Genomic DNA, 23,242 nt, shown 5'->3' with positions numbered 1-23,242 from the left:
ACCGACCCGGTCGGCCAGTGGCAGCGCGCGAAGGCGGCGGCGTGCGAAGCGATCACCGGGCTGGGCACGATTTCCCACCACCACGCGGTCGGCGTATCCGCGCGGTGCTGCCGGCCCGGCCGTCCGGGGTCGTGCGGCGCGCGGATCGTCGGCCCGCCGGCGGCGCGCGCGAAGGCGTTGTAGACGGAATCGAGCGACTGCGGCCGGGCGGCGGCGAGGTGGTAGGTCGCCCCGGACGGCGCGTCCCGGTGCATCAGGTACTCCATCGCCTCGACGACGTAGTCGACCGGCACCAGGTTCGTCGCGCCGAGACCGGGGGCGGCCAGCGGGAGCCGCGCGGGCAGCGCCGCCAGCCGGGAGATCGCGGGGAGGAAGTAGTACGGGCCGTCGACCTTGTCCATCTCGCCGGTGCGCGAGTCGCCGACGACGGCGGAGGGCCGGTAGATGCGGAAGGGCAGGGACTGCTCGCGGACGAGCTTCTCGGCCTGGAACTTCGTCGCGTGGTACGGCGAGCCGAAGTGCTGGCCGAGGTCGAAGTCGGCCTCGGTGAACCGCCCGGCGTGGTCGCCCGCGACGGCGATGGAGGACACGTGGTGCACCAGGCCCGCCTCCGCGGCCAAGGCGAAGGCGAGCAGGTGCCGGGTGCCCTCGACGTTGGCGCGCCGGTTCGCGTCCTCGCCGGCGGTGAGGTCGTAGATCGCGCCGAGGTGGACGACGTGGTCGAAGTGCGGCAGAGGGGCGGGGTCGACACCGAGCCGGGATTCGGCGAGGTCGCCGGCCACGGGGTGCAGCTTGTCCGCACCCGGCCACTCCTGGGCCGAGGTGGCCAGGCGCTCCCGGGACGTTTCCCGGACCAGTGCGTACACGGCGGATGTCTCCGGCCGCCGCAGGAGGCGGGCAACCAGGCGTTTCCCGATGAAGCCCGTCGCGCCCGTCACGAAGTAGGTCGTCATGGCCGGTCCCTTCCGCAGTCGGGCCGACTCTAACCTACTGAAAAGTAGGAACGGTAGTTGTCAGTGTCTGCGGCTCACGGTTCGGCCGTCTCGTCCGCCGTCGCGACGACCGCGTCGCGCAGGGCGGCGCGCAGCCGTCCGACGTCGAGCGGCCCGAGCACCGCGGCCTCTCCCGGCGGTGCGACCAGCACCACCTTGTCCTGACTGACGAACACCGTCACGTCCCTGCGCCTGCCGGCCAGATCCCGGCAGCCGACGGACCACTCGCCCCGACTCATGGTCGCCGCCCCTCCGTTTTCTCTTCGTGGTCGTGCTTCGTGCGAGGGTGGGAGGGAGGCGTGGAGACGCTATGACGCCGGTTCACCCGATCTGCCTACTCGCGGGTTTTGTCTTGCGCTTCGCGGATTTCCGGCGTATCCCCCGGTCGTGGGCGGGCCCGTTCGGGAGTACCGTCCGCACCGTCTCGTCGACGTGGGAGGTCACTGATGTCGGAGCCGCGGAAGATCGTCATCGTCGGTGCGGGCCTGGGCGGTGCGTCGGCCGCGGCCGCGTTGCGCGAACGCGGCTACACCGGCGAAGTCCTGTTGATGGGCGCCGACCCGCACCGGCCGTACGAGCTGCCGCCGCTGTCGAAGGGCATCCTGCTCGGCACCACCGACGAACCCGACTGGGTGCACGAAGAAAAGTACTACGCGGAGCACGACATCCGCTTCAGCGCGGGCGTCACGGCGACCCGGCTCGAGCTCGGCGCGCGGCTGGTGCTGGACGACGCGGGCGGCGAACACCGCTACGACCGCCTGGTCCTGGCGACCGGCTCCCGGCCGCGTGCGCTCCCCGTCCCGGGTGGCGACCTGCCCGGGCTGTACACGCTGCGCAGCCTCGACGACGCGCTCAAGCTGCGCTCGGCGTTCGCCGAAGCGGAGCGCGTGGTGATCGTCGGCGCCGGCTGGATCGGCTCCGAAGCCGCCGCGGCGGCCCGCACGCACAACGCGGACGTGACGGTCGTGGACCCGGTCCCGGTCCCGCTGGCGAACGTCGTCGGCGAGACGGTCGGCGGGGTGTTCCGCGACCTGCACGTCGCGAACGGCGTGCACTACCGGCTGGGCGAGCAGGTCGCGGAGATCACCGGCGGCCCGGACGGCGTCCGCGGTGTCCGCCTGAGCGGCGGCGACGAGCTGACGGCGGACGTGGTCCTGGTCGCGGTCGGCGCGGCACCCCGGGTGGAACTGGCCCACGCGGCGGGCCTGGAGCTGTCCGACGACGGCGGGGTGTGCGTGGACGCGGGTCTGCGCACGGCGGCCCCGGACGTGTACGCGGTGGGCGACATCGCGGCCCACTTCCACCCGCGCTACGGGCGCAGGATCCGTGTGGAGCACTGGGCGAACGCGAAGGACCAGGGCGCGCACGTGGCGCGGAACCTGCTGGGGGAGAACGAACCGTTCCTCGGTTCGCCGTACTTCTTCACGGACCAGTACGACCTGGGCTGCGAGTACCGCGGGCTGGCGGACCCGGTGACGGACGAGCTGGTGGTCCGGGGCGACCTGGGAGCCCGCGAGTTCACGGCGTTCTGGCTGCGCGACGGCGAGGTGGCGGCGGCGATGAACGTGAACATGTGGGACGACGGGGATGCGCTGAGCGCCTTGGTGGACGGCCGCGCGAAGGTGACGGCGGAGCAGCTCAAGACGGCGGACCTGGCGTCGCTCACCTGACGCCCAGCCCCTTCCGCAGCAAGGTGTCGAGCCGTCGCCACGCCGGCGACGACGCGTTCACCGCTCCCTGCACCAGTGCCGGGATCGCCGAACCCCGTTCGTACGCGGGCAGATCCGGCCCGTAGCGGTCGCGGGTCGCCGAGACGATCTTTTCGGCGAGGGCGTCGACCCGCGGGTCGTCCGGAGGCACGTCGTGGACCCGGTCGTACTCGAGGACGACCGAGAGCAGCTCGGGGTCGGTCAGCATCGCCGCCTGGTCCTGGAAGGACGCCCGAGCCGTCGATGGGTGGGTGGCGAACACCAGCAGCCACAGGTCGTTCTGCAGCGCGACCCAGCGTTCGCTGAACCCGAGGCCGGTCAGGCCCGCGAGGTGCTCCACGACGTCGGCGGGCAACGCGGACAACTGCCCGTCGGCGAGCCTCCGCAGCCGTGCCCGGGTGTCCTGCAGCCCGCGGATGCGGGCGGCGAGGTCGTCGTCGATCTGCCGCAGCGCCTCGCCGAGCCCATCGCCGGAACGGAGTTCGCGGATGCGTGCCAGGGGCACGCCGGCCTCGGCGAGCGTGCGGATCTTGATCAGCTCGACGGCGTCGGCCGCGCGGTAGCGCCGGTAGCCGGACGCGTCGCGCGGTGGCTCGGGGAGGAGCCCCTTGGCGTGGTAGACGCGGATCGTCTTGGCCGTCACCCCGACGTACCCGGCGAGCTGTCCGATGGTGAGCACGCGGCCATCGTCGCACTTGACCTTGCCCCTGGGGCAAGGTTGGAGGATGGCGGGCATGGCGGACTACGAGACCCTGCGTGCACTGGCCGACGAAGGCAACGAAACGGCGCTGGACCGGCTCGCCGACCTCGCCGACGCCCGCGGGGACGTCGAAGAGCTGAGCGAGCTGCTGGACGAGGGCTGCGAACACGCCGGCGTCCTGCTCACCCGGCGCGCGGTCGCCGCGGGGGACCTCCTGGAGCTGCAGCGGATCGCCGACGCCGGCTACGACGGTGCCGGCGACGAACTCGAACGGCTGCTCAGGCAGTAGAGGCTTTCCGGGTCAGCGTGAGGAACGCCAGCAGGGCCAGCAGGGCGAACCCGGCCATGGTGACGGCCATCGGCACCGCGGTCCCCGGTCCGCCCAGCCCCACCAACGGCGTCGCCGCCGCGCCCACCGCGAACTGCAGCACCCCCAGCAACGCCGACGCCGCGCCCGCCGAGCGCGCGTGGGAAGCCAGCGCCAGCGAACTCGCGTTCGGCATCACCAGGCCGATGCTCGACACCAGCAGGAACAACGACACCAAGAGGAAAGCCAGGGGCGCCCGCGTCAGCGCGGTCACCAGGACGAGGGCCCCTCCGAGAGTCCCCAGCAGCAAGCCCGAAAGCAGCAGGGCCCGCTCGCGGATCCGGCCCACGAGCCGTCCGTTGAGCTGGCCCGCCAGCACGATGCCGACGCCGTTCACGCCGAACACGACGCTGTACGCCTGCGGACTCAACCCGTAGACGCCCTGGAGCGCGAACGACGAGCCCGAGATGTAGGCGAACATCGACGCGAACAGCAGGCCGGACGCCAGCGCGTACCCCGCGAACGACCGGTCCAGCACCAGCCGCCCGTACGTCCGCATCACCTGGCCGAGCCGGGCGGGGGAGCGGCTCGAAGACGGCTCCGGGAAGGAGAACACCACCACGGCCAGCAGCAGCGCGCCGAACGCCGTCAGCACGACGAACACCCCGCGCCACGACGTCCGGTTCAGCAGCTGCCCGCCGATCAGCGGCGCCAGGATCGGGGCCAGCCCGGTCACCAGCATCAGCGTCGAGAAGAACTTCGTCATCGCGGTACCGGAGAAGAGGTCCCGCACCGTGGCCCGCGCGATCACGACGCCGGCCGCCGCGCCGAGGGACTGCACGCCGCGCGCCGCGACCAGCAGCCACGCGTCCGGGCTCACCGCGCACAACACCGAGCCCACGACGTAGAGCGCCAGGCCCGCCAGCAGCGGGCGACGGCGTCCCAGCGCGTCGGACAGCGGCCCGAGCACCAGCTGGCCGAGCGCCAGGCCGGCGATGAACGCGCTGAGCGTCAGCTGGACCGTCGTGTCCGCCGCGTGGAGGTCGCCCGCCATCCGCGGCAGCGCGGGCAGGTACATGTCGATCGACAGCGGCCCGAACGCCGAGAGACCACCCAGGACGAGGATGAACTTCAGGTGCGCCCGCCTGCTCGTCGCGGTACCTTCCGCCGTGATGGTCATGCGCCTCCTCGGGTCCCTGACTCCGACCAGCGACGCGGTGACCTGCGCTATTCCGGCTGTGCGCGGTGACACCCCGTGCTCGAATGAGCACTGAACCGGTACTGATCCGACCAATTTCCGGTCGATTGGGCGACGGCTCTGGATTGGCGACCCTGACTGCGATATACATCGGATGTCTGGTCGAGCGGTGAAGGGAAAATCCGTGCAGCTTGTGCGCCTCGGGGAGCCGGGAAGTGAGCGTGCGTTCGTGCGTGCCGACGACGGCACGACCTACGAGCTGGGCGGGCTGACCGCCGACATCGACGGAGGGTTCCTCGCCGCGGACGGCGTCGCCCGGGTGGCCGCCGCGCTCGCCGCCGGGGAACTGCCGAAGGCCGACGTCGAGAAGCTGCGCGTCGGTTCGCCCATCGCCCAGCCCGGCAAGGTCGTCTGCATCGGCATGAACTACCGCCGCCACGCCGAGGAGACCGGCGCGACGCCGCCGACCGAGCCCGTCGTCTTCATGAAGGCGCCGGACGTCGTGGTCGGCCCGGGTGACGACGTCCTCATCCCGCGCGGGTCGGTCAGCACCGACTGGGAGGTCGAGCTCGGCGTCGTCATCGGCAAGACCGCTCGCTACCTCGACAGCGTCGACGAAGCTCTGGAGTACGTCGCCGGCTACGTCGTCTCGAACGACGTTTCCGAGCGCGCGCTGCAGTTCCGCACCGCCCAGTGGGACAAGGGCAAGTCGTGCGAGAACTTCAACCCGCTCGGCCCGGCGCTGGTTCCCGCGGCCGAGGTGCCCGACCCGCAGGAACTGGGCCTGCGCCTGTGGATCAACGGCGAGAAGAAGCAGGACTCGTCGACCAAGGACATGATCTTCTCCGTGGCCGAGATCATCCACCACCTCAGCCAGGTGATGGTGCTGCGGCCGGGCGATCTCATCAACACCGGTACGCCGGAAGGCGTCGCGCTCGGGCAGCCCGATCCCAAGCCCTACCTCCGCGACGGCGACGTCATCGAGCTGGAGATCGACGGGCTCGGCCGGCAGCGCCAGACCGCGAGGCAGGCCTGACCATGGCGAAGATCATCGGCATGGAGGTCCTCGACGTCCGGTTCCCGACGTCGCGGGAGCTCGACGGCTCGGACGCCATGAACCCCGACCCGGACTACTCCGCCGCCTACGTCGTGCTCCACACCGACGGCGGCCCGGACGGCTACGGGCTCGCGTTCACCATCGGCCGCGGCAACGACGTCCAGGCCGCCGCGATCCGCGCGCTCGCCCCGCACGTCGTCGGCCGCGAGGTGCCCGAGGACGCGGCCGCCCTCGGCGACCTGTCGCGCACCCTCGTCGGCGACTCGCAGTTCCGCTGGCTGGGCCCGGAAAAGGGTGTCGCGCACATGGCGGTCGGCGCGATCGTCAACGCAGCGTGGGACCTCGCCGCACGCCGCGCCGCGCTGCCCGTCTGGAAGTTCGCGGCCCGCATGACGCCCGAGGAGCTCGTCAGCCTCGTCGACTTCCGCTACCTCTCCGACGCGCTCACCGAAGCCGAAGCCCTCGACATCCTGCGGCGCGCGGAACCCGGCCGTGCCGAGCGCACGAAACAGCTGGAGAACGACGGCTACCGCGCGTACAGCACGTCACCCGGCTGGCTCGGGTACGCCGACGCGAAGCTGGTGCGGCTGGCCGAACAGGCCGTCGCCGACGGCTTCGGGATGATCAAGCTCAAGGTCGGCGGCAACCTCGAGGACGACGTCCGGCGCATGAAGCTGGCCCGCGAAACCGTCGGGGACGGCATCCGGATCGCCGTCGACGCCAACCAGCGCTGGGACGTCCAGGCGGCGGTCGACTGGATGACCGAGCTCGCGCCGTACGACCCGTACTGGATCGAAGAACCGACCTCGCCCGACGACGTCCTGGGCCACGCGGCGATCGCGAAAGCGCTTGCGCCGATCCGCGTCGCCACCGGCGAGCACGTCCAGAACCGCGTCGTCTTCAAGCAGCTGCTGCAGGCGAACGCGATCTCGGTGCTGCAGCTGGACGCCGCCCGCGTCGGCGGGTTCAACGAGAACCTCGCCATCCTGCTGCTGGCCGCCAAGTTCGGCGTGCCGGTCTGCCCGCACGCCGGCGGCGTCGGGCTCTGCGAGCTGGTCCGGCACCTCTCGATGTTCGACTTCGTGGCCGTGTCCGGCACCGACGCGGACCGCTCGATCGAGTGGGTCGACCACCTGCACGAGCACTTCACCGACCCGGCCGTCGTCGAGCGCGGCCGGTACCTCGCCCCGACCGCCCCCGGGTTCTCCGCGCGCATGCACGACGCCACGCTGCGCCGCTTCCGGTTCCCGGACGGTCCCGAGTGGACGGAGACGGCAAGTGAGTGAATTCGAGGGCTTGGTGGCCGCCGTCACCGGAGGCGCCTCGGGCATCGGCAAGGCGGTGGCGACCCTGCTGGCCGAACGCGGTGCGCAGGTGGCGGTGCTCGACCTGAACCCGGGCGACGAGGGCATCCGTTGTGACGTCGGTTCGGACGATGAGGTGCGTTCCGCGATCGACGCCGTCGTCGAACGCTTCGGGCGCCTCGACATCCTCGTCAACAACGCCGGGATCGGCGCGCAGGGCGACGTCACGGCCAACGACGGCGACGAGTGGCACCGCGTGTTCGACGTCAACGTCGTCGGGATGGTCCGGCTCGCCCGGGCCGCGCTGCCGCACCTGAAGAACTCGCCGTCCGCGGCGATCGTCAACACCAGCTCCATCGCGGCCTGGGCCGGCCTGCCCAACCGCGCGCTCTACTCGGCCACCAAGGGCGCGGTGCTCTCGCTGACCCTGGCCATGGCGACCGACCACCTGCCCGACCGGATCCGCGTCAACTGCGTGTGCCCGGGCACGGCGGACACCCCCTGGGTGGGCCGGCTGCTCGACGCCGCCGACGACCCGGCGGCCGAACGCGCGGCCCTCGCGGCGCGCCAGCCGATGGGCCGGCTCGTCACCGCGGAAGAGGTCGCGAACGCCATCGTCTACCTCGCCAGCCCCCTTTCCGCTTCGACCACCGGCACCGCGCTCGCGGTCGACGGTGGCATGTACGGCCTGCGCCCGCGCGGCCCCGTGCAACCCCGATAAGACGTTTCGCTGTCATCAAGGAGGATGCGGTGCGTGCTGTGCCATTCAAAAGCAGGGTGATCCAGGTGGCCGCCACGGCCGCCGTCTGCGGCCTGGTGCTGGCCGCCTGCGGGTCCACTAAGGACAATGTCGCCGCGCCCAGCGCGGGTGGCAGTCCCGGTGGCAAGGTCGGCGCGACCCTGCCGCTGCTGACCTCGCCGTTCTGGCAGGCCTACAACAACTACGTGCCGCAGATGGCGAAGTCCGAGGGCGTCGACGTCCTCCCGACCGTCAACGCGGACAGCGACCCGGCGAAGCTGATCACCGACATCGGCACCTTCCTCAACCAGGGCGTCAAGGGCCTGGTCGTGACGCCGCTGGACTCCGCGGCGATCGTCGCCGGGCTCAAGCAGGCCGAGAACAAGGGCGTGCCGGTGGTCGCGGTCGACGTCGCCCCCGAGAGCGGCAAGGTCGCGATGGTCGTGCGGGCCGACAACAAGGCCTACGGCACCAAGGCCTGCGACGCGATCGGCGAGAAGGTCAAGTCCGGCAAGGTCGTGCAGATCCAGGGCGACCTCGCCTCGGTCAACGGCCGTGACCGCTCGGAGGCCTTCAAGGCCTGCATGGCGCAGAAGTACCCGGGCATCCAGGTGCTGGACATCCCGGCCGAGTGGAAGGCCGACAAGGCGTCCTCCGGGCTGGACAGCATGCTGACCGCGAACCCGGACATCAAGGGCGTCTACATGCAGGCCGGCGGCGTCTACCTCGCCCCGACCCAGCAGGCGCTCAAGCGCAAGAACCTGTCCTTCCCGGTCGGCGACCCCAAGCACATCGTGCTCGTGTCCAACGACGGCATCCCGCAAGAACTGGCCGCGATCCGCGCCGGCGAGCTGGACGCGACCGTGTCCCAGCCGGCCGACGCGTACGCGAAGTACGGCCTGTACTGGCTGAAGAAGGCCATGGCGGGCGAGACGTTCAAGCCCGGCCCGACCGACCACGACAGCACCATCGTCGAGATCAGCCCCGGCATCCTCGAGGACCAGCTGCCCGCGCCCGTCATCACCAAGGCGAACGTGGACGACAAGGCCCTGTGGGGGAACAACCTGTGACCGCGCTGCCCGCCGGCGAAACCGCCGCCGGAGTGGTCAGCGCCCACGGCGTCGGCAAGCGCTACGGCCCGACCGTGGCCCTGCACGACGTCAGCCTCACCGTGCACCCCGGCGAGTCGCACGCGCTCGTCGGGCGCAACGGGGCCGGCAAGTCGACGCTCGTCTCCATCCTCACCGGGCTGTCCGCCACGGACACCGGGCACGTCGAGTTCGGCGGCGAGCCGGCCCCGCCCCTGTCCAGACAGGACGACTGGAAGGCCCGCGTCGCCTGCGTGTACCAGCACGCGATGGTCGTCCCGCAGCTCACGGTCGCCGAGAACCTGTTCCTCAACCGGCAGGCCGGCGGCGGGTTCTCGATCGGCTGGAAGTCGTTGCGGCGCAAGGCCCGCGAGCTGCTCGACTCGTGGGACGTCCACGTCGACGTCGACACGCCGGCGGGTGAGCTGTCGGTCGAGGACCGGCAGTTCGTCGAGATCGCCCGTGCGCTGTCCTACGGCGCCCGGTTCATCGTCCTCGACGAGCCGACCGCGCAGCTGGACAGCCAGGCCATCGAGCGGCTCTTCGAGCGCATGCGCCAGATGCAGGCGGGCGGGGTGACGTTCCTGTTCATCTCGCACCACCTGCACGAGGTGTATGAGGTCTGCCAGGCCGTCACGGTGCTGCGCGACGCGAAGCACGTGCTCACCGCGCCGGTCTCCGAGGTCGGCCGGGCCGAGCTGGTCGACGCGATGACCGGGGAACCGGGCGGCCTGTCCGTCCGCGATGCCGCGTCGCGCGAGTCCCTCGAAGCGGACGCCGCGGAGATCCTTTCGATCGACGGGCTGTCCGGCGACGGCTTCCGCGACGTCTCCTTCCGGTTGCGCCGCGGTGAGGTCGTCGGGCTCGCGGGCAGCAACGCCAGCGGGAAGCACCAGGTCGCCGAGACGGTCTACGGCCTGCGGACGCCGTCCGCCGGCACGGTCCGCGTCGACGGCTCGCCGCTGCGGCCGGGCGACATCCCGGCGGCGATCCGGGCGGGCGTTGGGTGCGTGCCGCGCGACCGGCACCACGAAGGCCTGGTCCTGGAGCACTCGATCGCCGACAACGCCACCCTGTCCATTTTGGACAAACTGGGCCGCGGCGGGATCGCTTCCCCGCGGACCCGGTTCGCGAGGGCGTCGCAGGCCCTCGCCGACTACGACATCGTGGCCGCGAGCGCCGAGCAGCCCGTGTCCGACCTGTCCGGCGGCAACCAGCAGAAGGTCGTGCTGGCGCGGGCCCTGATCGGCGATCCCCGGGTGGTCGTGCTGATCAACCCGACGGCGGGCGTGGACGTGAAGTCGAAGGAGGCGCTGCTCGCGGTCGTCGACCGGGTGCGCGCCGAAGGCAAGGCGGTGCTGATCGTCAGCGACGAGCTCGACGACCTGCGCCTGAGCGACCGGGTCCTGGTGCTGCGCGCCGGGGCCGTCGTCGCCGAGCACCAGGCCGGGTGGTCCGACGGCGACCTCGTGGCCGACATCGAAGGAGTCGAGCTTTCGTGACCGACGTGATGACCTCTCCCCAGACGGAGCTGCCCGCGCCACCTCGCCGCCGGAAAGCCGTCTGGCTGCGCGAACTCGCGCTGCTGCCCGCGCTCGTCGTGGTGTTCGTCATCGGCGGCCTGGTCGACGACACGTTCGTCGGCTGGAGCAACATCGTCAGCATCCTGACGGCGTCGGCCGCGCTGTCGCTGGTCGTGCTCGGCGAGTCGCTGGTGCTGATCACCGGGAAGTTCGACCTGTCCCTGGAGTCCACCATGGGCCTGGCGCCCGCACTGGGCGCGATGGTGGTCATCCCGGCGGCGTCGGCCGGCTTCGGCATGGAGCTGCCCGCCGCGGCCGGACTCCTGGTGATCCCGCTCTGCGGGGCGCTCGTCGGGTTCGTCAACGGCTTCCTGATCGTGAAGCTGAAGCTGAACGCCTTCATCGTGACGCTGGCGATGCTCACCGTGCTGCGCGGTGTCCAGGTCGGGTCGACCAAGGGCAAGACGCTGTTCAACCTGCCGGACTCGTTCACGAACCTGGCGACCACGACGTTCCTCGGGCTGCCGATGTCGGTGTGGCTCGCGGCGGCGCTGTTCGCGATCGCCGGCTGGGTGCTGCGCTACCACCGCGTCGGCCGCGCGCTGTACGCGATCGGCGGCAACCGCAAAGCCGCGCGGGCGGCCGGCGTCCGCGTCGACCGGATCGCGTGGGCGGTGTTCGTCGTCGCCGGGATCCTCGCCGCGATCGGCGGGCTCGCGTACACGGGTTACGTCGGGGCGCTGGGCGCGAACCAGGGGTCCGGGCTGATCCTGCAGGTCTTCGCGGCGGCGGTGATCGGCGGCGTCTCCCTCGACGGCGGCAAGGGCACGCTGGTCGGCGCGCTGACCGGCGTCCTGCTGCTGTCGTCGGTGTCGAGCCTGCTCAACTACGCGCACGTTTCAGCGGAGTGGCAGGGCGCGATCTACGGCGCCATCATCCTGGTCGCGCTGATCATCGCCCGGTACGCGGGTGGAAAGCCTCAAACCTGATCCGCCCGCTGTGATCGTCGGACCACTGCGAGGAGAAAGAGCGTGTCAGGAGGCTTCCGCGGCCGGCTCGGCGTCCGTCGTCGGGTCGTCCGCGGTGCCCAGCGCGTTGCGCAGCCACTGCTCGACGCCCGCGACGTGCACGGTCGCCCACGAGCGCGCCAGCTCCGGCTCGCGCGCCGCGATCGCGTCGTAGATCGCCGAGTGCTGCTCCCGGGTCTTCGCGACCGCGCCCTCCTGGGTGAGGCCGCGCCAGATGCGGGCGCGGGCCGTCGGGCCGGAGAGGCTGTCGAGCAGCGAGCACAGCACCGGGTTGCCGGAGCCGTCGGCGATCTTGCGGTGGAACTGGAGGTCGTTGGCGACCAGCGCCTCGACCGTCGGCGAGTCCTCCAGCTCACCGAGGAGCTGACCCAGCTCGGTGATGTCGTCGTCGCTCATGTGCAGCGCGGCCAGCGCGGTCGCGGCCGGCTCGAGGATCCGCCGCACGGCGAGGAAGTCGAGCACGGTGTCGTCGCGGTGGAAGTCGACGACGAACGTCATCGCGTCGAGCAGCAGGTTCGGCTCGAGGCTGGTGACGTACGTGCCGTCGCCCTGGCGGACGTCGAGCACCCGGATCAGGCACAACGCCTTCACGGCCTCCCGCAGGGAGCTGCGCGAGAGCCCGAGCCGCTGGGCCAGCTCGGCCTCCTTCGGCAGCCGGTCGCCCGGCGCCAGCTCGCCGGAGATGATCATGTCCTTGATCTTGTCGATCGCGACATCGGTGACGGGCATCGTGTCCGCCCTTCCCTGCAACAGACCTCGGATGTTTCGGTGTACTCCCCAGCGTGCCATGACCCGGCCAAGGAGTGGTGATGACCCACCAACGCGAACCGCAAAGAGTGGCTTTGCATACCCGGCTCAAGCCGGGCAAGGAGGCCGAGTACGAGTCCGTCCACGCGGTCATCCCACCCGAGCTGGACGTCGCCCTGCGCGAGGCCGGTGTCCGCACCTGGCGGATCTGGCGTAACGGTCTCGACCTCTTTCACGTCGTCGAAGTCGACGACTACGCGGCGATGCGCGCGGCGTTGCGGGACCACCCCGCGAACGTCCCGTGGCAGGCCCGGATGGCCGAGCTGCTGGCCGTCGAAGACGACTACTCCGGCGGTGACACCGGCATCGGGCTGGTCTGGGAACTGCCGGAAAAGGAGTGACGGCGTTGGAACTCTCCCTGTCCCCGCTGGGGCTCGGCTGCGCGCAGCTGGGCAACCTCTACCACGCGATCAGCGACGAGACCGCGGCCGCGACCGTGCGCCGGGCGTGGGAGGAAGGCGTCCGGTACTTCGACACCGCACCGCACTACGGCCTCGGCCTCTCCGAAACCCGCCTCGGCGCGGCACTGCGCTCGTACCCCCGCGACGAGTACGTGCTTTCGACGAAGGTCGGCCGCGTGCTCGAGCCGAATCCGGACGGCGCCGGCGCGTGCGACGACCAGGGCTTCGCCGTCCCGGCCGCGTACAAGCGCCGGTGGGACTTCAGCCGCGACGGCGTCCTGCGGTCCTTGGAGGACAGCCTGACGCGGCTGGGGCTCGACCGCGTCGACATCGTCTACGTGCACGACCCCGACGACCACTTCGAGGAAGCCCTGCGCGGCGCCTTCCCGGCGTTGCGCGAGCTGCGGGACCAGGGCGTGATCGGCGCGTTCGGCGCCGGGATGAACCAGGCGCCCATGCTGGCGGAGTTCGTCCGCCGGACCGGCCTCGACGTGGTGCTGGTGGCCGGGCGCTACACGCTGCTCGACCAGCCGGCGCTCGACGAGCTGCTGCCGCTCTGCCTCGACCGCGGTGTCTCCGTCGTCGCCGGCGGCGTGTTCAACGCCGGCATCCTGGCGACCGCCGAGCCGGGCGGCGTCTACGACTACGCGGAAGCCCCGCCGGAGCTGGTCGAGCGGGCCCGGCGGATCGCCGAGGTGTGCGCGCGGCACGGCGTCGAGCTGCCGGAAGCCGCGCTGGCGCTGCCGATGGCGCATCCCGCGGTGGCGTCGGTCGTCGTCGGCGCGCATGATCCGGACCAGGTCGCCGTGAACGCGCGCCGCGCCCGGGCCGCGGTGCCGCTGCGGCTGTGGAAGGAACTGGTCGACGCGGGCTTGCTGCGCGCCGACGTCGTCATCGCCGGAGGCGCTTCATGATCGACGCCCACCACCACCTGTGGGACCCGTCGCGGCGCGAGTACCGGTGGATGGCGGGGACGGCCCTCGACCCGATCCGCCGGCCGTACACGGTGGACGACCTGCGCGCGGTCACCAAGGCGGCGGGCGTGCACGCGACGGTGCTGGTCCAGACGGTTTCGTCGGCCGAAGAGACGGCGGAGTTCCTGGCGACGGCTTCGGCGGAGCCGGTGATCGCGGGCGTCGTCGGCTGGGTGGACCTGGCGGCTCCGGATGTCGTGGACCGTTTGGCCGCACTGCGTGAGCAAGGTCCGCTGGTGGGGATCCGCCACCAGGTGGAGGCGGAGCCGGACGACGACTGGCTGCTGCGGCCCGGCATCGTCGCCGGGCTGAGCGCGGTGGCGTCGGCCGGGCTCGCGTACGACCTGCTGGTGCGCCCGGCGCAGCTGCCCGCGGCCACCGAGCTGGCGTTGCGGTTGCCGGAGCTGCGGCTGGTGCTGGACCACGCGGCGAAGCCCCCGATCGCGGCGGGGGAGTGGGAGCCCTGGGCGTCCGGGGTGGCGGCGCTGGCCGCGCGGGAGAACGTCGTGTGCAAGCTCTCCGGGCTGGTCACGGAGGCGGACTGGACGGGCTGGGAGGTCGGGCACCTGCGCCGGTACGTCGACCACGTGCTGGACGTCTTCGGCCCGTCGCGGCTGGTGTTCGGTTCGGACTGGCCGGTCTGCGAGCTGGCCGCGTCTTATGAGCTGGTCCTGGACGCGGCGATCGCGCTGACCGGCGGGCTTTCGGATGCCGAGCGGCTGGGCGTGTTCGAGCACAACGCCCGCCGCTGCTACGGCTTGGATGCGAGCGGGGAGACCTCTTCCAGGGGGTAAAAGAGGTGTCCCCGCCCGCCGCTGGGGTGGTCTGTCAGAACTCGTCGTCGTGGATCATGCCGCGCAGCCGGGTCAGCGCGCGGTGCTGCGTGACGCGGACGTTGCCCGCGGAAATCCCGAGCGCTTCGGCGGTCTCCTGCGCCGAGAAGCCGACGGCGATGCGCAGGGTCAGGATTTCCTGCTGCACGCGCGGCAGCGAGGCGAGCAGCCGGCCGAGGCGGGCGCCGAGGTCGAGGTGCAGCGCGTGGGTCTCGGGCTCGTTGCCGCCGGCGAGCGGGCGTTCCGGGAGCTCGGGGACGGGCTCGGAGCGGTCGCGGGCGACGGCGCGGTAGGCGTCGGCGACCTTGTTGGCCGCGATCGCGTGGACGAGGTAGAGGAAGGAGCCGCCGCGGTCCTGATAATCCGGAAGGGCCTTCAACACCGCGAGGCAGACCTCCTGGGCGACGTCGTCGGCCGACAGGTAGGAGAGGTCGCGGCCCCCCATCCGGGCCCGGCAGTACCGCACCACGACCGGCTCGATCATCTGGAGCAGGTTGTGGATGGCGGCCGGGTTGCCCTCGCCCGCGTCCTTGACGAGCGGGTCGAGGTCCTCCTTGGTGAGGCGTCCACCGGGCCGCGGCAATGACTCCGGGGTCCGATAATCGCGGACGTCGCTGGCGGATTGCTCGGTGGTCCTCGGCGGTGCAGTCATGAGTCGTCTCCCCGGCCGACCCTCGACCGTCGCTGCCGGGGGGTCAACTCTCTGTGACGTTCTGATCGCAAGATACTCCGGGAGACCCGGTCTTATCTGCGTTCCGTGCGACGCTGGGTAATCGTAAGCATGTGGTGGCACATCAGTCCAGATTTCAAGTACCAATACCCCGTTAGCAGCAGTGGTCGTGATGTTACCGCGACCAGGCCCCGCACATTGCGATTAATCGGTTTCAGGATGTGCCGACTTCACTCGTCAGTGGAGGACCGCCACGGAAGTGGCAGTCACGGTCACGGCGAGCGACGCGATGGCGGGCAGGACGGGGCTCATCACGACCGGCCGGGCGATCCGCAGCGCCCGTTCGCGGCGCACGCCCACGGCTGCCAGCAGGGCGGATGTCACCGCGGCGAGCAGTGCGGGGACCAGGGAGACACCCCAATGGCGCTGGGCGGCGGAGTGCAGGAGAAGTACGGTGCAGGCGGCGGAGGCGAGGGCGGTCCGCCGCCAGGCGAGCCCGGTGCGCTCCGCCTGAGCGCCATCGGGGGCGGTCATGGGATTACCCGCAGAAGGATGACGGTACTTCTGACGTCGCGATAATCGCGAAGTGGCGGTATTCGGGGGGCGAGCCGAGGTTGGGCGGCGCTGGGCCGAATGGCGCGAACGGCGGTCGGCAAGGCTCGGCGGGGATGTTCGGACGGCTGGACGGTGTGTGCGCTGCGTGGCCGAGCGTGCGGATCCGGTTCGGCTCGGGTGGTGCCGGGGCAGTGGTGAAGGTTCACGCTGGGCTGCACCCGGATGGCCCGGTGCGGCTGGTGCGGGTGTCGGATCGGTGTGGTCCGAGTGGCACGTGGCCGGGAGACTTCGGACCGCTGTCGGCCGGGCCTGCGCGGCGGCGCGATCGCCACGTGCCGCCGGCTCACGACAGCACCAGCAACACCGCCGCCGCCACGGTCAGTGCCAGCAGGCCGCCCGTCAGCGCCACTATCGTCCAGCTTCGCGGCAACGGCTGCCCGGCCCGCATCGCGATCTGCACCCGGCGCCACCGCGGATAGGCCGTCGCGGCCAACGCCGCCGCCAGTACCACGCACAGCCCGGCGAGCACCGCGCTCGCCGCCGCCGGGGCGGGGACCAGCTGGTGCACCGCGACCCCGCCCGCCAGTAGACCCAGCGCCGTCCGGATCCACGCGAGGAACGTCCGCTCGTTGGCCAGCGTGAAGCGATAGTCCGGTTCACTGCCGCCCTCGTGGGGCGTGATGTCTTCCGAGGCCACGCCTCCAGACGCTAGCCGCTGTGGGCCGCCGCAGCCCTTTCGGCGCGGTGCGCGAACACCCACCAGCGCAGCACCGCGAACCGCACGAACCCGCCGACCAGGCTGGCCAGCAGCAGCGTGCCGGTCTCCTCCCACGACGTCGGCCGGTCGACGACCGCGTCGAGGATCGCCAGGACGGCCGAGCCGTACCCGGCGTAGAAGGCGAACGTCAGCAGGTCCTGCAGGTGCCGCTTCCCGGCGTTGCTGGGCCGTCCGGCGAAGGTGACGCGGCGGTGGAACTCGGTGTTCCCGACCGTGGTCAGCGCGATCGCGACCAGGTTCGCCACCTGGGAGCCGAGCTCGTCGTGCAGCAGGAGGAACAGAACGGCCTGCACGCCCGTCGTCACCACGCCGGCCACGACGTACCACGCGGCGTGCGTGCCGAGCTCGTGGTGCCGGTCGGGGTCGGTGGCGAGCAGCCGGTGTCCCGGTGCGCACCTGGTGGTGGCCATGATCCGAACCTACCCCGCGTTCACAAACTTGTGAATATGTTAAACCAGTTGAAGAATTGTGATCCCGGTGACACCGCCGCGGTTTCGGTCCCTGTCGCCTCGGGTAGGTCACCGGCGATGACTACTGCCTACGCGCCTGGAGAAACCCGTGAGTGACCGTGACGCGGCCGAACCGGAAAGCCTCGACCCCAGCGAGGCGCTGGACGAGGACGAGCTGCGCGTCGACCCCCTCGAAGAGGGCATCGAGCCGCCCGAGCACTGGAGCGCCGCCGACCGCTTCGGCACCACGCCCAGAGAAGTCCGCGAAGGCGAGCCGATGGACCAGCGCCTCGCCGAAGAGGTGCCGGACACCGAGTCGGAGCCGGTCCCGGAGCGCCCGCTCGCGGTGACCCCGGCCGACCAGCTCGACGAAACCGTCGAGGACGCGCCGGCCGACTTCGAGCAGGTGGCCCCGGCCGACGAGGTGCCGCACCGCCACTCAAACTCCGATCCGCGCGAAGAGGCGGACTACGCGGGCGGGTCCGTGGCGGACGCCATCCGTGAGGCGCGGCAGGGCTGATCCGCTCAGACTGCACGGCCGAACGGACGCCCCTAGCGTGGGGCCCCAGTGCACCGGACCGCGACGAAGGGAAGGCCGAAGATGCTGACCGTGACCGAAGCCGCCGCCGAGGCGATCACCGCACTGACCAGCCAGGGGGAGGGTGACGCCGGGCTCCGCCTGGCGGTCCAGAACGCCGACGGCGAAAGCGCCCAGCTGGCGCTGTCCGTCGCCCCCGAGCCCGCGGCGGGCGACAGCGTGCTGGGTGCCGAGGAAGGCCCGAAGGTCTTCCTGGAACCGCAGGCCGCGGCGTTGCTCGACGACAAGGTGCTCGACGTCCAAGAGGACGAAGCCGGCGGAGTCGCCTTCGCCGTGCTGCCGCAGCACACGAGCTGACCACGGCGGACGGGCCTTTCGCAGCGGTGCGGGAGGTCCGTTCGCTAGCGGGCCGCCCACTCGCTGACCAGCACCGCGGCGCGCACCCGCAGCAGTTCCGCCGCATTCGCCTGCGCGTGCTCGACCGACGGAGCGTGGTCGATCAGCGCGCTGCTCCCCACCACTCCCAGCCGCGCCAGCCCGGCGGCATCGAGCTGGATCCGCCCGGCCAGCGCCAGCAGCGGAACCCCGCACGGCCGTGCCCGGTCCGCGATCCCGGCGGGCGCCTTGCCGTTCAGGCTCTGCTCGTCGAGCGAACCCTCCCCGGTGATGACGAGATCGGCGCCTTCCAGGGCCTGATCGACGCCGGTCAGCCCGGCGATGAGGTCGAACCCGGATTCGACGATCCCGCCGAGGGCGATCGCGCCCGCCGCGACCCCGCCGCCGGCACCCGCGCCCGGGATCCGCGAGACGTCCGGAGCGCCCCCGACCTGCAGCGCGTGCGCCCACCGGCCCAGCGCTTCGTCGAGCAACGTCACCTCCGCCGGCCCCGCGCCCTTCTGCGGCCCGAACACCGCCGCGGCGCCGTCCGGGCCCAGCAACGGGTTCGTGACGTCGGTGGCGACGGCGACGCTGACCCCGTCGAGACGTTCCCGCACCGGCGTCAGCTCGGTCGACGCGACCCGCGAAAGCGTCCCGCCGCCCAGGCCGACCGGCGCGCCGAACGCGTCCAGCACCCCGGCCCCGAGCGCACTGAGCATCCCGGCCCCGCCGTCGGTGCTGGCCGTGCCGCCGACCGTCAGGACGAGGCGGCGAGCGCCGTGGATCAACGCGTCCGAGAGCAGTTCTCCGACGCCCCAGGTGTGCGCGCCCAGCGCGGTTTCCGGGCTGGGCTGGACGAATTCGATCCCGCACGCGCGCGCCGATTCGATGTACGCCGTGCCGTCCAGCACCGCATAGGAAGCCTGGACCGCGTCTTCGAGCGGCCCGCGAACGGTCAGCCGGACGATCCGCGCGCCCGCCGCTTCGAGGACGTCCAGGGTGCCTTCGCCACCGTCGGCGACCGGGCACGAGACGATCTCGGCGTCCGGCAACGCGTCCCGGACGCCGAGCGCGATGGCCTCGGCGGCCTCGACCGCGGTGAGACTGCCCTTGAACTTGTCGGGTGCGATGACGATCCGGGTCACGGCTTCACCTCCGTCAGCGGGGGACGCCCGGCGAGCACCGCCGCGACGTTGCGGGCCGCCAGCACGGCCATCGCCGTGCGGGTCTCGACCGTGGCGGACCCGAGGTGCGGGCTCAGCACGACGTCGTCGCGGCCGAGCAGCCGCGGTTCGACGTCGGGCTCGTGCTCGAACACGTCCAGCGCGGCGCCGGCGATCTCTCCGGCTTCGAGCGCGTCCGCCAGCGCGGCTTCGTCGACGACCGGGCCGCGTGTCGTGTTCACCAGGTAGGCGCCGGGTTTCATGGCGCGCAACGCGGCCGCGTCGATGAGGTGCCGCGTCTCGGGGGTCAGCGGGCAGTGCAGCGAGACGACGTCCGCGCGCGCCAGGAGTTCCTCGAAGGAAACGGAACCCTGCTTCGACCGTCCCGAGTGGATGATGTCCATGCCGAACGCCTCGGCGCGTTTCGCCACCGCCCGGCCGATCTGCCCGTACCCGACGATGCCGAGCGTCTTGCCCTGCAGGCCCGAGCCGAGCAGGAAGCCGAGGTGGAACGACCACGGCGTGCGCGAGCGCAGCAGCCGTTCCCCTTCGCCGATCCGCCGCGTGACGGCGAGCAGCAGGCCGAACGCGAGGTCGGCGGTCGCGTCGGTCAGCACTCCTGGCGTGTTCGTGACGACGACCCCGCGGGAAGCCAGCGCCGGGACGTCGACGTTGTCGTAGCCGACGGCGACGTTCGCGACCACCTTCAGCCCGGGCCCGGCAGCGTCGGCGAGCGCGCCGTCGAGCCGGTCGTGCAGCATCCCGACGACGGCCGAAGCGCCGGAGACGAACTCGTGCAGTTCCCCGGCCGTCAGCGGACGGTCGGCGGGCGACACCACCACGTCGCCCGCCTCGGCCAGGACCTTCACCGCGTCGTCGGGAATCCATCGGGTCACCGCGATCTTGGGCACCCCGACAGCCTAGTTCACGGGACCGACAATTCAGCCTCGCTGGACCGCGGCGAGGACGATCTCCGACTGCGCGGCGGCTCCGGCGCCGTTGGGGTGGAAGGGGAACGCGAGGAGCAGCGGGTTGCTCGCGGAGATCGGGAGCAGGCCTTCGGCGTAGCGCACGGTGGGCGCCTGGCACGCGTCGTGCCCGACGGTCGGGGTGTAGGTGTCGACGAGTTCGGCGTCGTCGGCCGCGGCGACCCGCGCCAGCATGGCGTTCATCGAGAGGAACTTCGCCTGCAGGTAGGCGACGTCGCCGTCGGCGATCGGGATCACCGGCCAGCACCCCTTCCCGCTCGCGGGCAGCCCGGCGAGGTAGTTCACCAGCAGGACCCGTGCCTGCGGTGAGCGTTCGTGGATCTGCCGCAGCGCGTTGGCGACCTTCGGTTCGCTCGCCGTGACCGCGTTTTCCAGCTGGTCGACGCCACCCGCGGTGAACTTCGCCTTGCACGTGCTCACCGGCAGCAGGTTGAGGCACTTGGTCACGGCCGAAGCGAGCCCGATGTCGTTGCCGCCGATCCCGACGGTGACCAGGTCAGTGGTGGCCGTGAGCCGGTCGAACTGCGGCGGGTTCGTGCCGCCCAGCGGCAGCTTCTGCGGCTGCGTGAAGTCGGTCGTCGTCGCGCCGCCGCAGCTGGCGTCGCGGAACGTTTCGACGCCCAGCGCGCCGGCCACCTCGTGCGGATAGTCCGAAGTGGACTGTGCGCAGTCGAGCGGGGTGAACTCGGTGGTGGGCGGGAAGGTGACGAAGACGTCGGCGGTCCACGAGTCACCCAGGGCGACGTATTCGTGGTAGCCCGCGCTCGCCGACGCCGGAGCGGCGAAGGCGAGCATGGCGAGCGCGGGCACGACGAGCAGAGCGGACAGGCGCTTGCGCATGCTGCCTCCGTTGGCGAGCGAAGTGAAGGACTTTCACATTCGACTCACGTCCGGTGAAAAGTCAATGCGGCTCACCCGTGCCGGTCACGCCGATCGGCGTGGGTAATCAGACCCTGGTCAGCCGCACCACCGCGCTCGCGTACCCGCTCCCAGGCAGGTCGACGTCGAGGCCGTGGCTCAGCAGCACCGCGCCGTCGTGCACGACGCCGCCGGAGTCGCGGTACCGCCCCGCCGGGTCCAGCCCCGCGAGCCGCGGCGGCGTGACCGGGCGCGCGAACTCCGCGGGCCGCCGCCAGAAGAAGACCACGACCTCGGCGTCCAGCACGTACTGCACCGCGGTCAGCGCCGACGTCGCCGGGTCGGTCAGCCGGTACAGCTCGCCGTGCTGCACCACGGGCCGGATCTTCTTGTACAGCGCCACGAGGCCGGCGGCCTCGGAAAGCTCGGCGGCGCTCCAGCGCGGCAGGTCGCCGCCCAGGCCGAGCACACCCGCCATCGCGACGTGGAACCGGAAGCTCAGCGGCGCCTCGCGGCCGGTGGTCGGGTTCGGGCTGTCGGTGACCCAGGCCGACATCGTGCCGGCGGGGTAGAGCTGGCCGTAGCCGTGCTGGATGCTGATCCGATCGGCGGCGTCGGTGTTGTCGGACGCCCAGATCTCGTCGGTGCGCGCGAGGATTCCGAGGTCGGTGCGCCCGCCGCCGCCCGCGCAGCCCTGGATCCGCAGCGCGGGGTGGTCGGCGCGCAGCCGGTCCAAGATGGTGTGCACCGCGCGGACGTGCTCGACCCAGAGCCGTCCCGCGTCCTCGCCCGCCGCGGGCCAGCCGGCCTCGGTGAACGCGCGGTTCATGTCCCACTTGAGGTAGTCGATGCCGTGCTCGCCGACCAGGCGGTCGAGCCACTCGTGCGCCCAGTCCGCGACGTCGGCGCGCGCGAAGTTCAGCACGAGCTGGTTGCGCAGCGTGGTGCGTGACCGGTTCGCCATGTGCAGCACCCAGTCCGGGTGCGCGCGATAAAGCTCGCTGTCCGGGTTGACCATCTCCGGCTCGACCCACAGCCCGAACTTCATGCCCCGGGCGTGGACGGCGTCGACGAGGGGCTGCAAGCCGGCCGGGAAGCGCTCGGCGTTGGCGGTCCAGTCGCCGAGCCCGGCGGTGTCGCCGGTGCGGGCGCCGAACCAGCCGTCGTCCATGACGAACAGCTCGGTCCCGAGCTTCGCCGCGGCTTCGGCGAGGGAGGTTTCGGTGGCTTCGTCGACGTCCCAGCCGGTCGCCTCCCAGGAGTTGTAGACGATCGGCCGCAGCTCTTCGGGGTGCGGTTGGACGAACTCGCGGACGTAGGCGTGCCACCGCCGGCTCGTGCCGCCGAAGCCGTCGGCCGCATACAGCCCGGCGAACACGGGCGTCTCCCACGTCTCGCCGCGCAGCAGCCGCCAGCCGACGTGCTCGTGGCCGAAGCCGCCGGTCCACGTGACGCGGCCGGTGTGCGTGTGCTCGACGGTGATCCGCCAGCTCCCGCTCCACGCCAGCGCGGTCGACCACACCTCGCCCGACGTCTCGGTCGCGTCGCCCGCGTCGAGCATCACCCAGGGGTTGACCTGGTGGCTGGAGACGCCGCGACGGCTGGTCAGCGTGGTTTCGCCGACCGGCAGCGGTTCGCGCAGCACACCGTATTCGGCGCTCCACGCGCCGGACGTCCGGGTGAGCCGCGCGCCGGCGCGCCGGGGGAGCGTCCACGACGCGGAATCCGTGCGCAGCAGGGAAATCGGGACGTCGCCGGTGTTGCGCAACGACGTCCAGCGCTCGATCACCTCGCCGCGGGCGCGGTAGTGCAGCGAGAGTTCGAGGGGGTAGTGCCGGTCGGCGAGCCGGACGACGAGCGCGTCGTCTTCGATCGCGAAGCCGTCGTAACGCCACTCGAGCGCCGACGTCCCGTCTTCGTACCTCACGGCCAGCGCCGCGACGCCGAAGAAGGCGCCGCCTTCGGCCGGCAGTTCCTGCCGCTCGTCACCCGGCTCGTCGAAGCTGCTGTCGGCCGGGTTGCGGCGCGCGGCGACCTGCGTGGCCTGCGCCAAGGTCAGCGGCGGGCCCCAGTGGACGTGCCGCGGCCGGTCGTCGGCGTCGAGCCGGAACGCGTACGAGCTGTCGGGGGTGTGCAGCAGCCAGAGCCGGTGCGCGGGGTCGTGTTCGACGAGCGACATGATCCCGAGCGTAGGCAGGACCAGC

26 protein-coding genes are annotated in these 23,242 nt (G+C 71.7%); 13 read left to right on the top strand and 13 right to left on the bottom strand.

The window, feature by feature from the left end; genetic code table 11:
* The coding region (locus AB0M83_RS11400) for an SDR family oxidoreductase (RefSeq protein WP_364515819.1) at positions 1 to 953 on the bottom strand (953 nt) is incomplete at its 3' end.
* Positions 954 to 1,027: 74 nt separating this feature from the next.
* Positions 1,028 to 1,231, bottom strand: a complete 204-nt coding sequence (locus AB0M83_RS11395; RefSeq protein ID WP_284743660.1) for a hypothetical protein — start codon at positions 1,229 to 1,231, stop codon at positions 1,028 to 1,030.
* A gap of 207 nt (positions 1,232 to 1,438) precedes the next feature.
* Between AB0M83_RS11395 and AB0M83_RS11390 the strand changes: the two genes are divergently transcribed.
* Positions 1,439 to 2,662 (top strand): FAD-dependent oxidoreductase, encoded by a 1,224-nt coding sequence (locus AB0M83_RS11390; protein WP_364515817.1) that lies wholly within the window; start codon positions 1,439 to 1,441, stop codon positions 2,660 to 2,662.
* Here the strand turns inward: AB0M83_RS11390 and AB0M83_RS11385 are convergent.
* Entirely contained in the window at positions 2,655 to 3,380 is a 726-nt protein-coding gene (locus AB0M83_RS11385) for a MerR family transcriptional regulator (protein ID WP_364515815.1), read from the bottom strand. The genes AB0M83_RS11390 and AB0M83_RS11385 overlap by 8 nt on opposite strands.
* 55 nt (positions 3,381 to 3,435) lie before the next feature.
* Here AB0M83_RS11385 and AB0M83_RS11380 point away from each other — a divergent pair, with 55 nt between their 5' ends.
* A complete protein-coding gene (locus AB0M83_RS11380) occupies positions 3,436 to 3,690 on the top strand; it encodes a hypothetical protein (protein WP_364515813.1) in 255 nt (84 codons plus the stop codon).
* Here AB0M83_RS11380 and AB0M83_RS11375 read toward each other — a convergent pair.
* Positions 3,680 to 4,888 (bottom strand): multidrug effflux MFS transporter, encoded by a 1,209-nt coding sequence (locus AB0M83_RS11375; protein WP_364515811.1) that lies wholly within the window; start codon positions 4,886 to 4,888, stop codon positions 3,680 to 3,682. The genes AB0M83_RS11380 and AB0M83_RS11375 overlap by 11 nt on opposite strands.
* 202 nt (positions 4,889 to 5,090) lie before the next feature.
* Here AB0M83_RS11375 and AB0M83_RS11370 point away from each other — a divergent pair, with 202 nt between their 5' ends.
* From AB0M83_RS11370 to AB0M83_RS11345, 6 genes are read left to right on the top strand one after another with little or no spacing between them, the layout of a single operon-like run.
* Positions 5,091 to 5,942 carry a fumarylacetoacetate hydrolase family protein gene (locus AB0M83_RS11370; protein WP_364515809.1) on the top strand — a complete coding sequence of 284 codons (852 nt, stop codon included), beginning with the start codon at positions 5,091 to 5,093 and terminating at the stop codon, positions 5,940 to 5,942.
* 2 nt (positions 5,943 to 5,944) lie between these two features.
* Positions 5,945 to 7,249, top strand: a complete 1,305-nt coding sequence (locus AB0M83_RS11365; RefSeq protein ID WP_364515807.1) for an enolase C-terminal domain-like protein — start codon at positions 5,945 to 5,947, stop codon at positions 7,247 to 7,249.
* Positions 7,242 to 7,988: an SDR family oxidoreductase gene (locus AB0M83_RS11360; protein ID WP_364515805.1), complete on the top strand. Its 747-nt coding sequence runs from the start codon at positions 7,242 to 7,244 to the stop codon at positions 7,986 to 7,988. Before AB0M83_RS11365 ends, AB0M83_RS11360 begins: the two co-directional genes overlap by 8 nt.
* A gap of 56 nt (positions 7,989 to 8,044) precedes the next feature.
* A complete protein-coding gene (locus AB0M83_RS11355) occupies positions 8,045 to 9,076 on the top strand; it encodes a sugar ABC transporter substrate-binding protein (protein WP_364515841.1) in 1,032 nt (343 codons plus the stop codon).
* A complete protein-coding gene (locus tag AB0M83_RS11350; protein WP_364515803.1) occupies positions 9,073 to 10,596 on the top strand; it encodes a sugar ABC transporter ATP-binding protein in 1,524 nt (507 codons plus the stop codon). The genes AB0M83_RS11355 and AB0M83_RS11350 overlap by 4 nt, the downstream gene beginning before the upstream one ends.
* Positions 10,593 to 11,606 (top strand): ABC transporter permease, encoded by a 1,014-nt coding sequence (locus AB0M83_RS11345; RefSeq protein ID WP_364515801.1) that lies wholly within the window; start codon positions 10,593 to 10,595, stop codon positions 11,604 to 11,606. The genes AB0M83_RS11350 and AB0M83_RS11345 overlap by 4 nt, the downstream gene beginning before the upstream one ends.
* A 45-nt stretch (positions 11,607 to 11,651) precedes the next feature.
* On the opposite strand, the gene AB0M83_RS11340 is transcribed toward AB0M83_RS11345, so the two are convergent.
* Entirely contained in the window at positions 11,652 to 12,374 is a 723-nt protein-coding gene (locus AB0M83_RS11340) for a FadR/GntR family transcriptional regulator (RefSeq protein ID WP_364515799.1), read from the bottom strand.
* Between the two features lie 80 nt (positions 12,375 to 12,454).
* On the opposite strand from AB0M83_RS11340, the gene AB0M83_RS11335 reads away from it, so the two are divergent.
* From AB0M83_RS11335 to AB0M83_RS11325, 3 genes are read left to right on the top strand one after another with little or no spacing between them, the layout of a single operon-like run.
* Entirely contained in the window at positions 12,455 to 12,793 is a 339-nt protein-coding gene (locus AB0M83_RS11335; protein ID WP_364515797.1) for an L-rhamnose mutarotase, read from the top strand.
* Positions 12,794 to 12,798: 5 nt separating this feature from the next.
* Positions 12,799 to 13,767: an aldo/keto reductase gene (locus tag AB0M83_RS11330; protein ID WP_364515795.1), complete on the top strand. Its 969-nt coding sequence runs from the start codon at positions 12,799 to 12,801 to the stop codon at positions 13,765 to 13,767.
* Positions 13,764 to 14,621, top strand: a complete 858-nt coding sequence (locus AB0M83_RS11325; RefSeq protein ID WP_364515793.1) for an amidohydrolase family protein — start codon at positions 13,764 to 13,766, stop codon at positions 14,619 to 14,621. The genes AB0M83_RS11330 and AB0M83_RS11325 overlap by 4 nt, the downstream gene beginning before the upstream one ends.
* A 34-nt stretch (positions 14,622 to 14,655) precedes the next feature.
* Here the strand turns inward: AB0M83_RS11325 and shbA are convergent, their stop codons facing one another.
* The 4 genes from shbA to AB0M83_RS11305 all read right to left on the bottom strand — a co-directional run bounded on the left by shbA (position 14,656) and on the right by AB0M83_RS11305 (position 17,073).
* Positions 14,656 to 15,312, bottom strand: a complete 657-nt coding sequence (gene shbA / locus AB0M83_RS11320) for an RNA polymerase sigma factor ShbA (protein WP_364515791.1) — start codon at positions 15,310 to 15,312, stop codon at positions 14,656 to 14,658.
* A gap of 255 nt (positions 15,313 to 15,567) precedes the next feature.
* A complete protein-coding gene (locus AB0M83_RS11315) occupies positions 15,568 to 15,864 on the bottom strand; it encodes a DUF202 domain-containing protein (protein ID WP_364515789.1) in 297 nt (98 codons plus the stop codon).
* 364 nt (positions 15,865 to 16,228) lie between these two features.
* Positions 16,229 to 16,582 carry a DUF202 domain-containing protein gene (locus AB0M83_RS11310; protein ID WP_364515787.1) on the bottom strand — a complete coding sequence of 118 codons (354 nt, stop codon included), beginning with the start codon at positions 16,580 to 16,582 and terminating at the stop codon, positions 16,229 to 16,231.
* An 11-nt stretch (positions 16,583 to 16,593) separates the two neighbouring features.
* Positions 16,594 to 17,073 (bottom strand): GtrA family protein, encoded by a 480-nt coding sequence (locus AB0M83_RS11305; RefSeq protein WP_364515785.1) that lies wholly within the window; start codon positions 17,071 to 17,073, stop codon positions 16,594 to 16,596.
* Positions 17,074 to 17,221: 148 nt separating this feature from the next.
* On the opposite strand from AB0M83_RS11305, the gene AB0M83_RS11300 reads away from it, so the two are divergent.
* Together AB0M83_RS11300 and AB0M83_RS11295 are read left to right on the top strand one after the other, a co-directional pair.
* Positions 17,222 to 17,632, top strand: coding sequence for a hypothetical protein (locus tag AB0M83_RS11300; RefSeq protein ID WP_364515783.1), 411 nt, complete (start codon positions 17,222 to 17,224; stop codon positions 17,630 to 17,632).
* An 81-nt stretch (positions 17,633 to 17,713) separates the two neighbouring features.
* Complete coding sequence (locus AB0M83_RS11295) at positions 17,714 to 18,007, top strand: iron-sulfur cluster biosynthesis family protein (RefSeq protein WP_284743642.1); 294 nt, start codon at positions 17,714 to 17,716, stop codon at positions 18,005 to 18,007.
* A gap of 44 nt (positions 18,008 to 18,051) precedes the next feature.
* Here the strand turns inward: AB0M83_RS11295 and AB0M83_RS11290 are convergent, their stop codons facing one another.
* The 4 genes from AB0M83_RS11290 to AB0M83_RS11275 form a co-directional block, all read right to left on the bottom strand.
* On the bottom strand, positions 18,052 to 19,173 hold the full coding sequence (locus AB0M83_RS11290; protein WP_364515781.1) for a glycerate kinase: 1,122 nt from the start codon (positions 19,171 to 19,173) through the stop codon (positions 18,052 to 18,054).
* Positions 19,170 to 20,102, bottom strand: coding sequence for a D-glycerate dehydrogenase (locus AB0M83_RS11285; RefSeq protein ID WP_364515779.1), 933 nt, complete (start codon positions 20,100 to 20,102; stop codon positions 19,170 to 19,172). Before AB0M83_RS11285 ends, AB0M83_RS11290 begins: the two co-directional genes overlap by 4 nt.
* Positions 20,103 to 20,132: 30 nt before the next feature.
* Entirely contained in the window at positions 20,133 to 21,020 is an 888-nt protein-coding gene (locus AB0M83_RS11280) for an SGNH/GDSL hydrolase family protein (RefSeq protein ID WP_364515777.1), read from the bottom strand.
* 106 nt (positions 21,021 to 21,126) lie between these two features.
* The gene (locus AB0M83_RS11275; protein ID WP_364515775.1) at positions 21,127 to 23,217 is read right to left on the bottom strand and encodes an alpha-galactosidase; all 2,091 of its coding nucleotides are present in this window, start codon (positions 23,215 to 23,217) and stop codon (positions 21,127 to 21,129) included.
* Between the last annotated feature and the right edge of the window lie 25 nt (positions 23,218 to 23,242).

Source organism: Amycolatopsis sp. NPDC051106, from assembly GCF_040682775.1.
GTDB lineage: Bacteria > Actinomycetota > Actinomycetes > Mycobacteriales > Pseudonocardiaceae > Amycolatopsis.
The sequence above is the reverse complement of the archived record's forward strand: the minus strand, read 5'-3'. Positions and strand labels throughout refer to the sequence as shown.

Excerpts from the sequence above, each read along its gene's own strand:
- AB0M83_RS11335 (WP_364515797.1), top strand. The coding sequence starts at position 12,455 with ATGACCCACCAACGCGAACCGCAAAGAGTGGCTTTGCATACCCGGCTC.
- AB0M83_RS11340 (WP_364515799.1), bottom strand. The coding sequence starts at position 12,374 with ATGCCCGTCACCGATGTCGCGATCGACAAGATCAAGGACATGATCATC.
- AB0M83_RS11375 (WP_364515811.1), bottom strand. The coding sequence starts at position 4,888 with ATGACCATCACGGCGGAAGGTACCGCGACGAGCAGGCGGGCGCACCTG.
- AB0M83_RS11395 (WP_284743660.1), bottom strand. The coding sequence starts at position 1,231 with ATGAGTCGGGGCGAGTGGTCCGTCGGCTGCCGGGATCTGGCCGGCAGG.
- shbA (WP_364515791.1), bottom strand. The coding sequence starts at position 15,312 with ATGACTGCACCGCCGAGGACCACCGAGCAATCCGCCAGCGACGTCCGC.
- AB0M83_RS11280 (WP_364515777.1), bottom strand. The coding sequence starts at position 21,020 with ATGCGCAAGCGCCTGTCCGCTCTGCTCGTCGTGCCCGCGCTCGCCATG.
- AB0M83_RS11325 (WP_364515793.1), top strand. The coding sequence starts at position 13,764 with ATGATCGACGCCCACCACCACCTGTGGGACCCGTCGCGGCGCGAGTAC.
- AB0M83_RS11315 (WP_364515789.1), bottom strand. The coding sequence starts at position 15,864 with ATGACCGCCCCCGATGGCGCTCAGGCGGAGCGCACCGGGCTCGCCTGG.
- AB0M83_RS11305 (WP_364515785.1), bottom strand. The coding sequence starts at position 17,073 with ATGGCCACCACCAGGTGCGCACCGGGACACCGGCTGCTCGCCACCGAC.
- AB0M83_RS11275 (WP_364515775.1), bottom strand. The coding sequence starts at position 23,217 with ATGTCGCTCGTCGAACACGACCCCGCGCACCGGCTCTGGCTGCTGCAC.
- AB0M83_RS11365 (WP_364515807.1), top strand. The coding sequence starts at position 5,945 with ATGGCGAAGATCATCGGCATGGAGGTCCTCGACGTCCGGTTCCCGACG.
- AB0M83_RS11380 (WP_364515813.1), top strand. The coding sequence starts at position 3,436 with ATGGCGGACTACGAGACCCTGCGTGCACTGGCCGACGAAGGCAACGAA.
- AB0M83_RS11295 (WP_284743642.1), top strand. The coding sequence starts at position 17,714 with ATGCTGACCGTGACCGAAGCCGCCGCCGAGGCGATCACCGCACTGACC.
- AB0M83_RS11390 (WP_364515817.1), top strand. The coding sequence starts at position 1,439 with ATGTCGGAGCCGCGGAAGATCGTCATCGTCGGTGCGGGCCTGGGCGGT.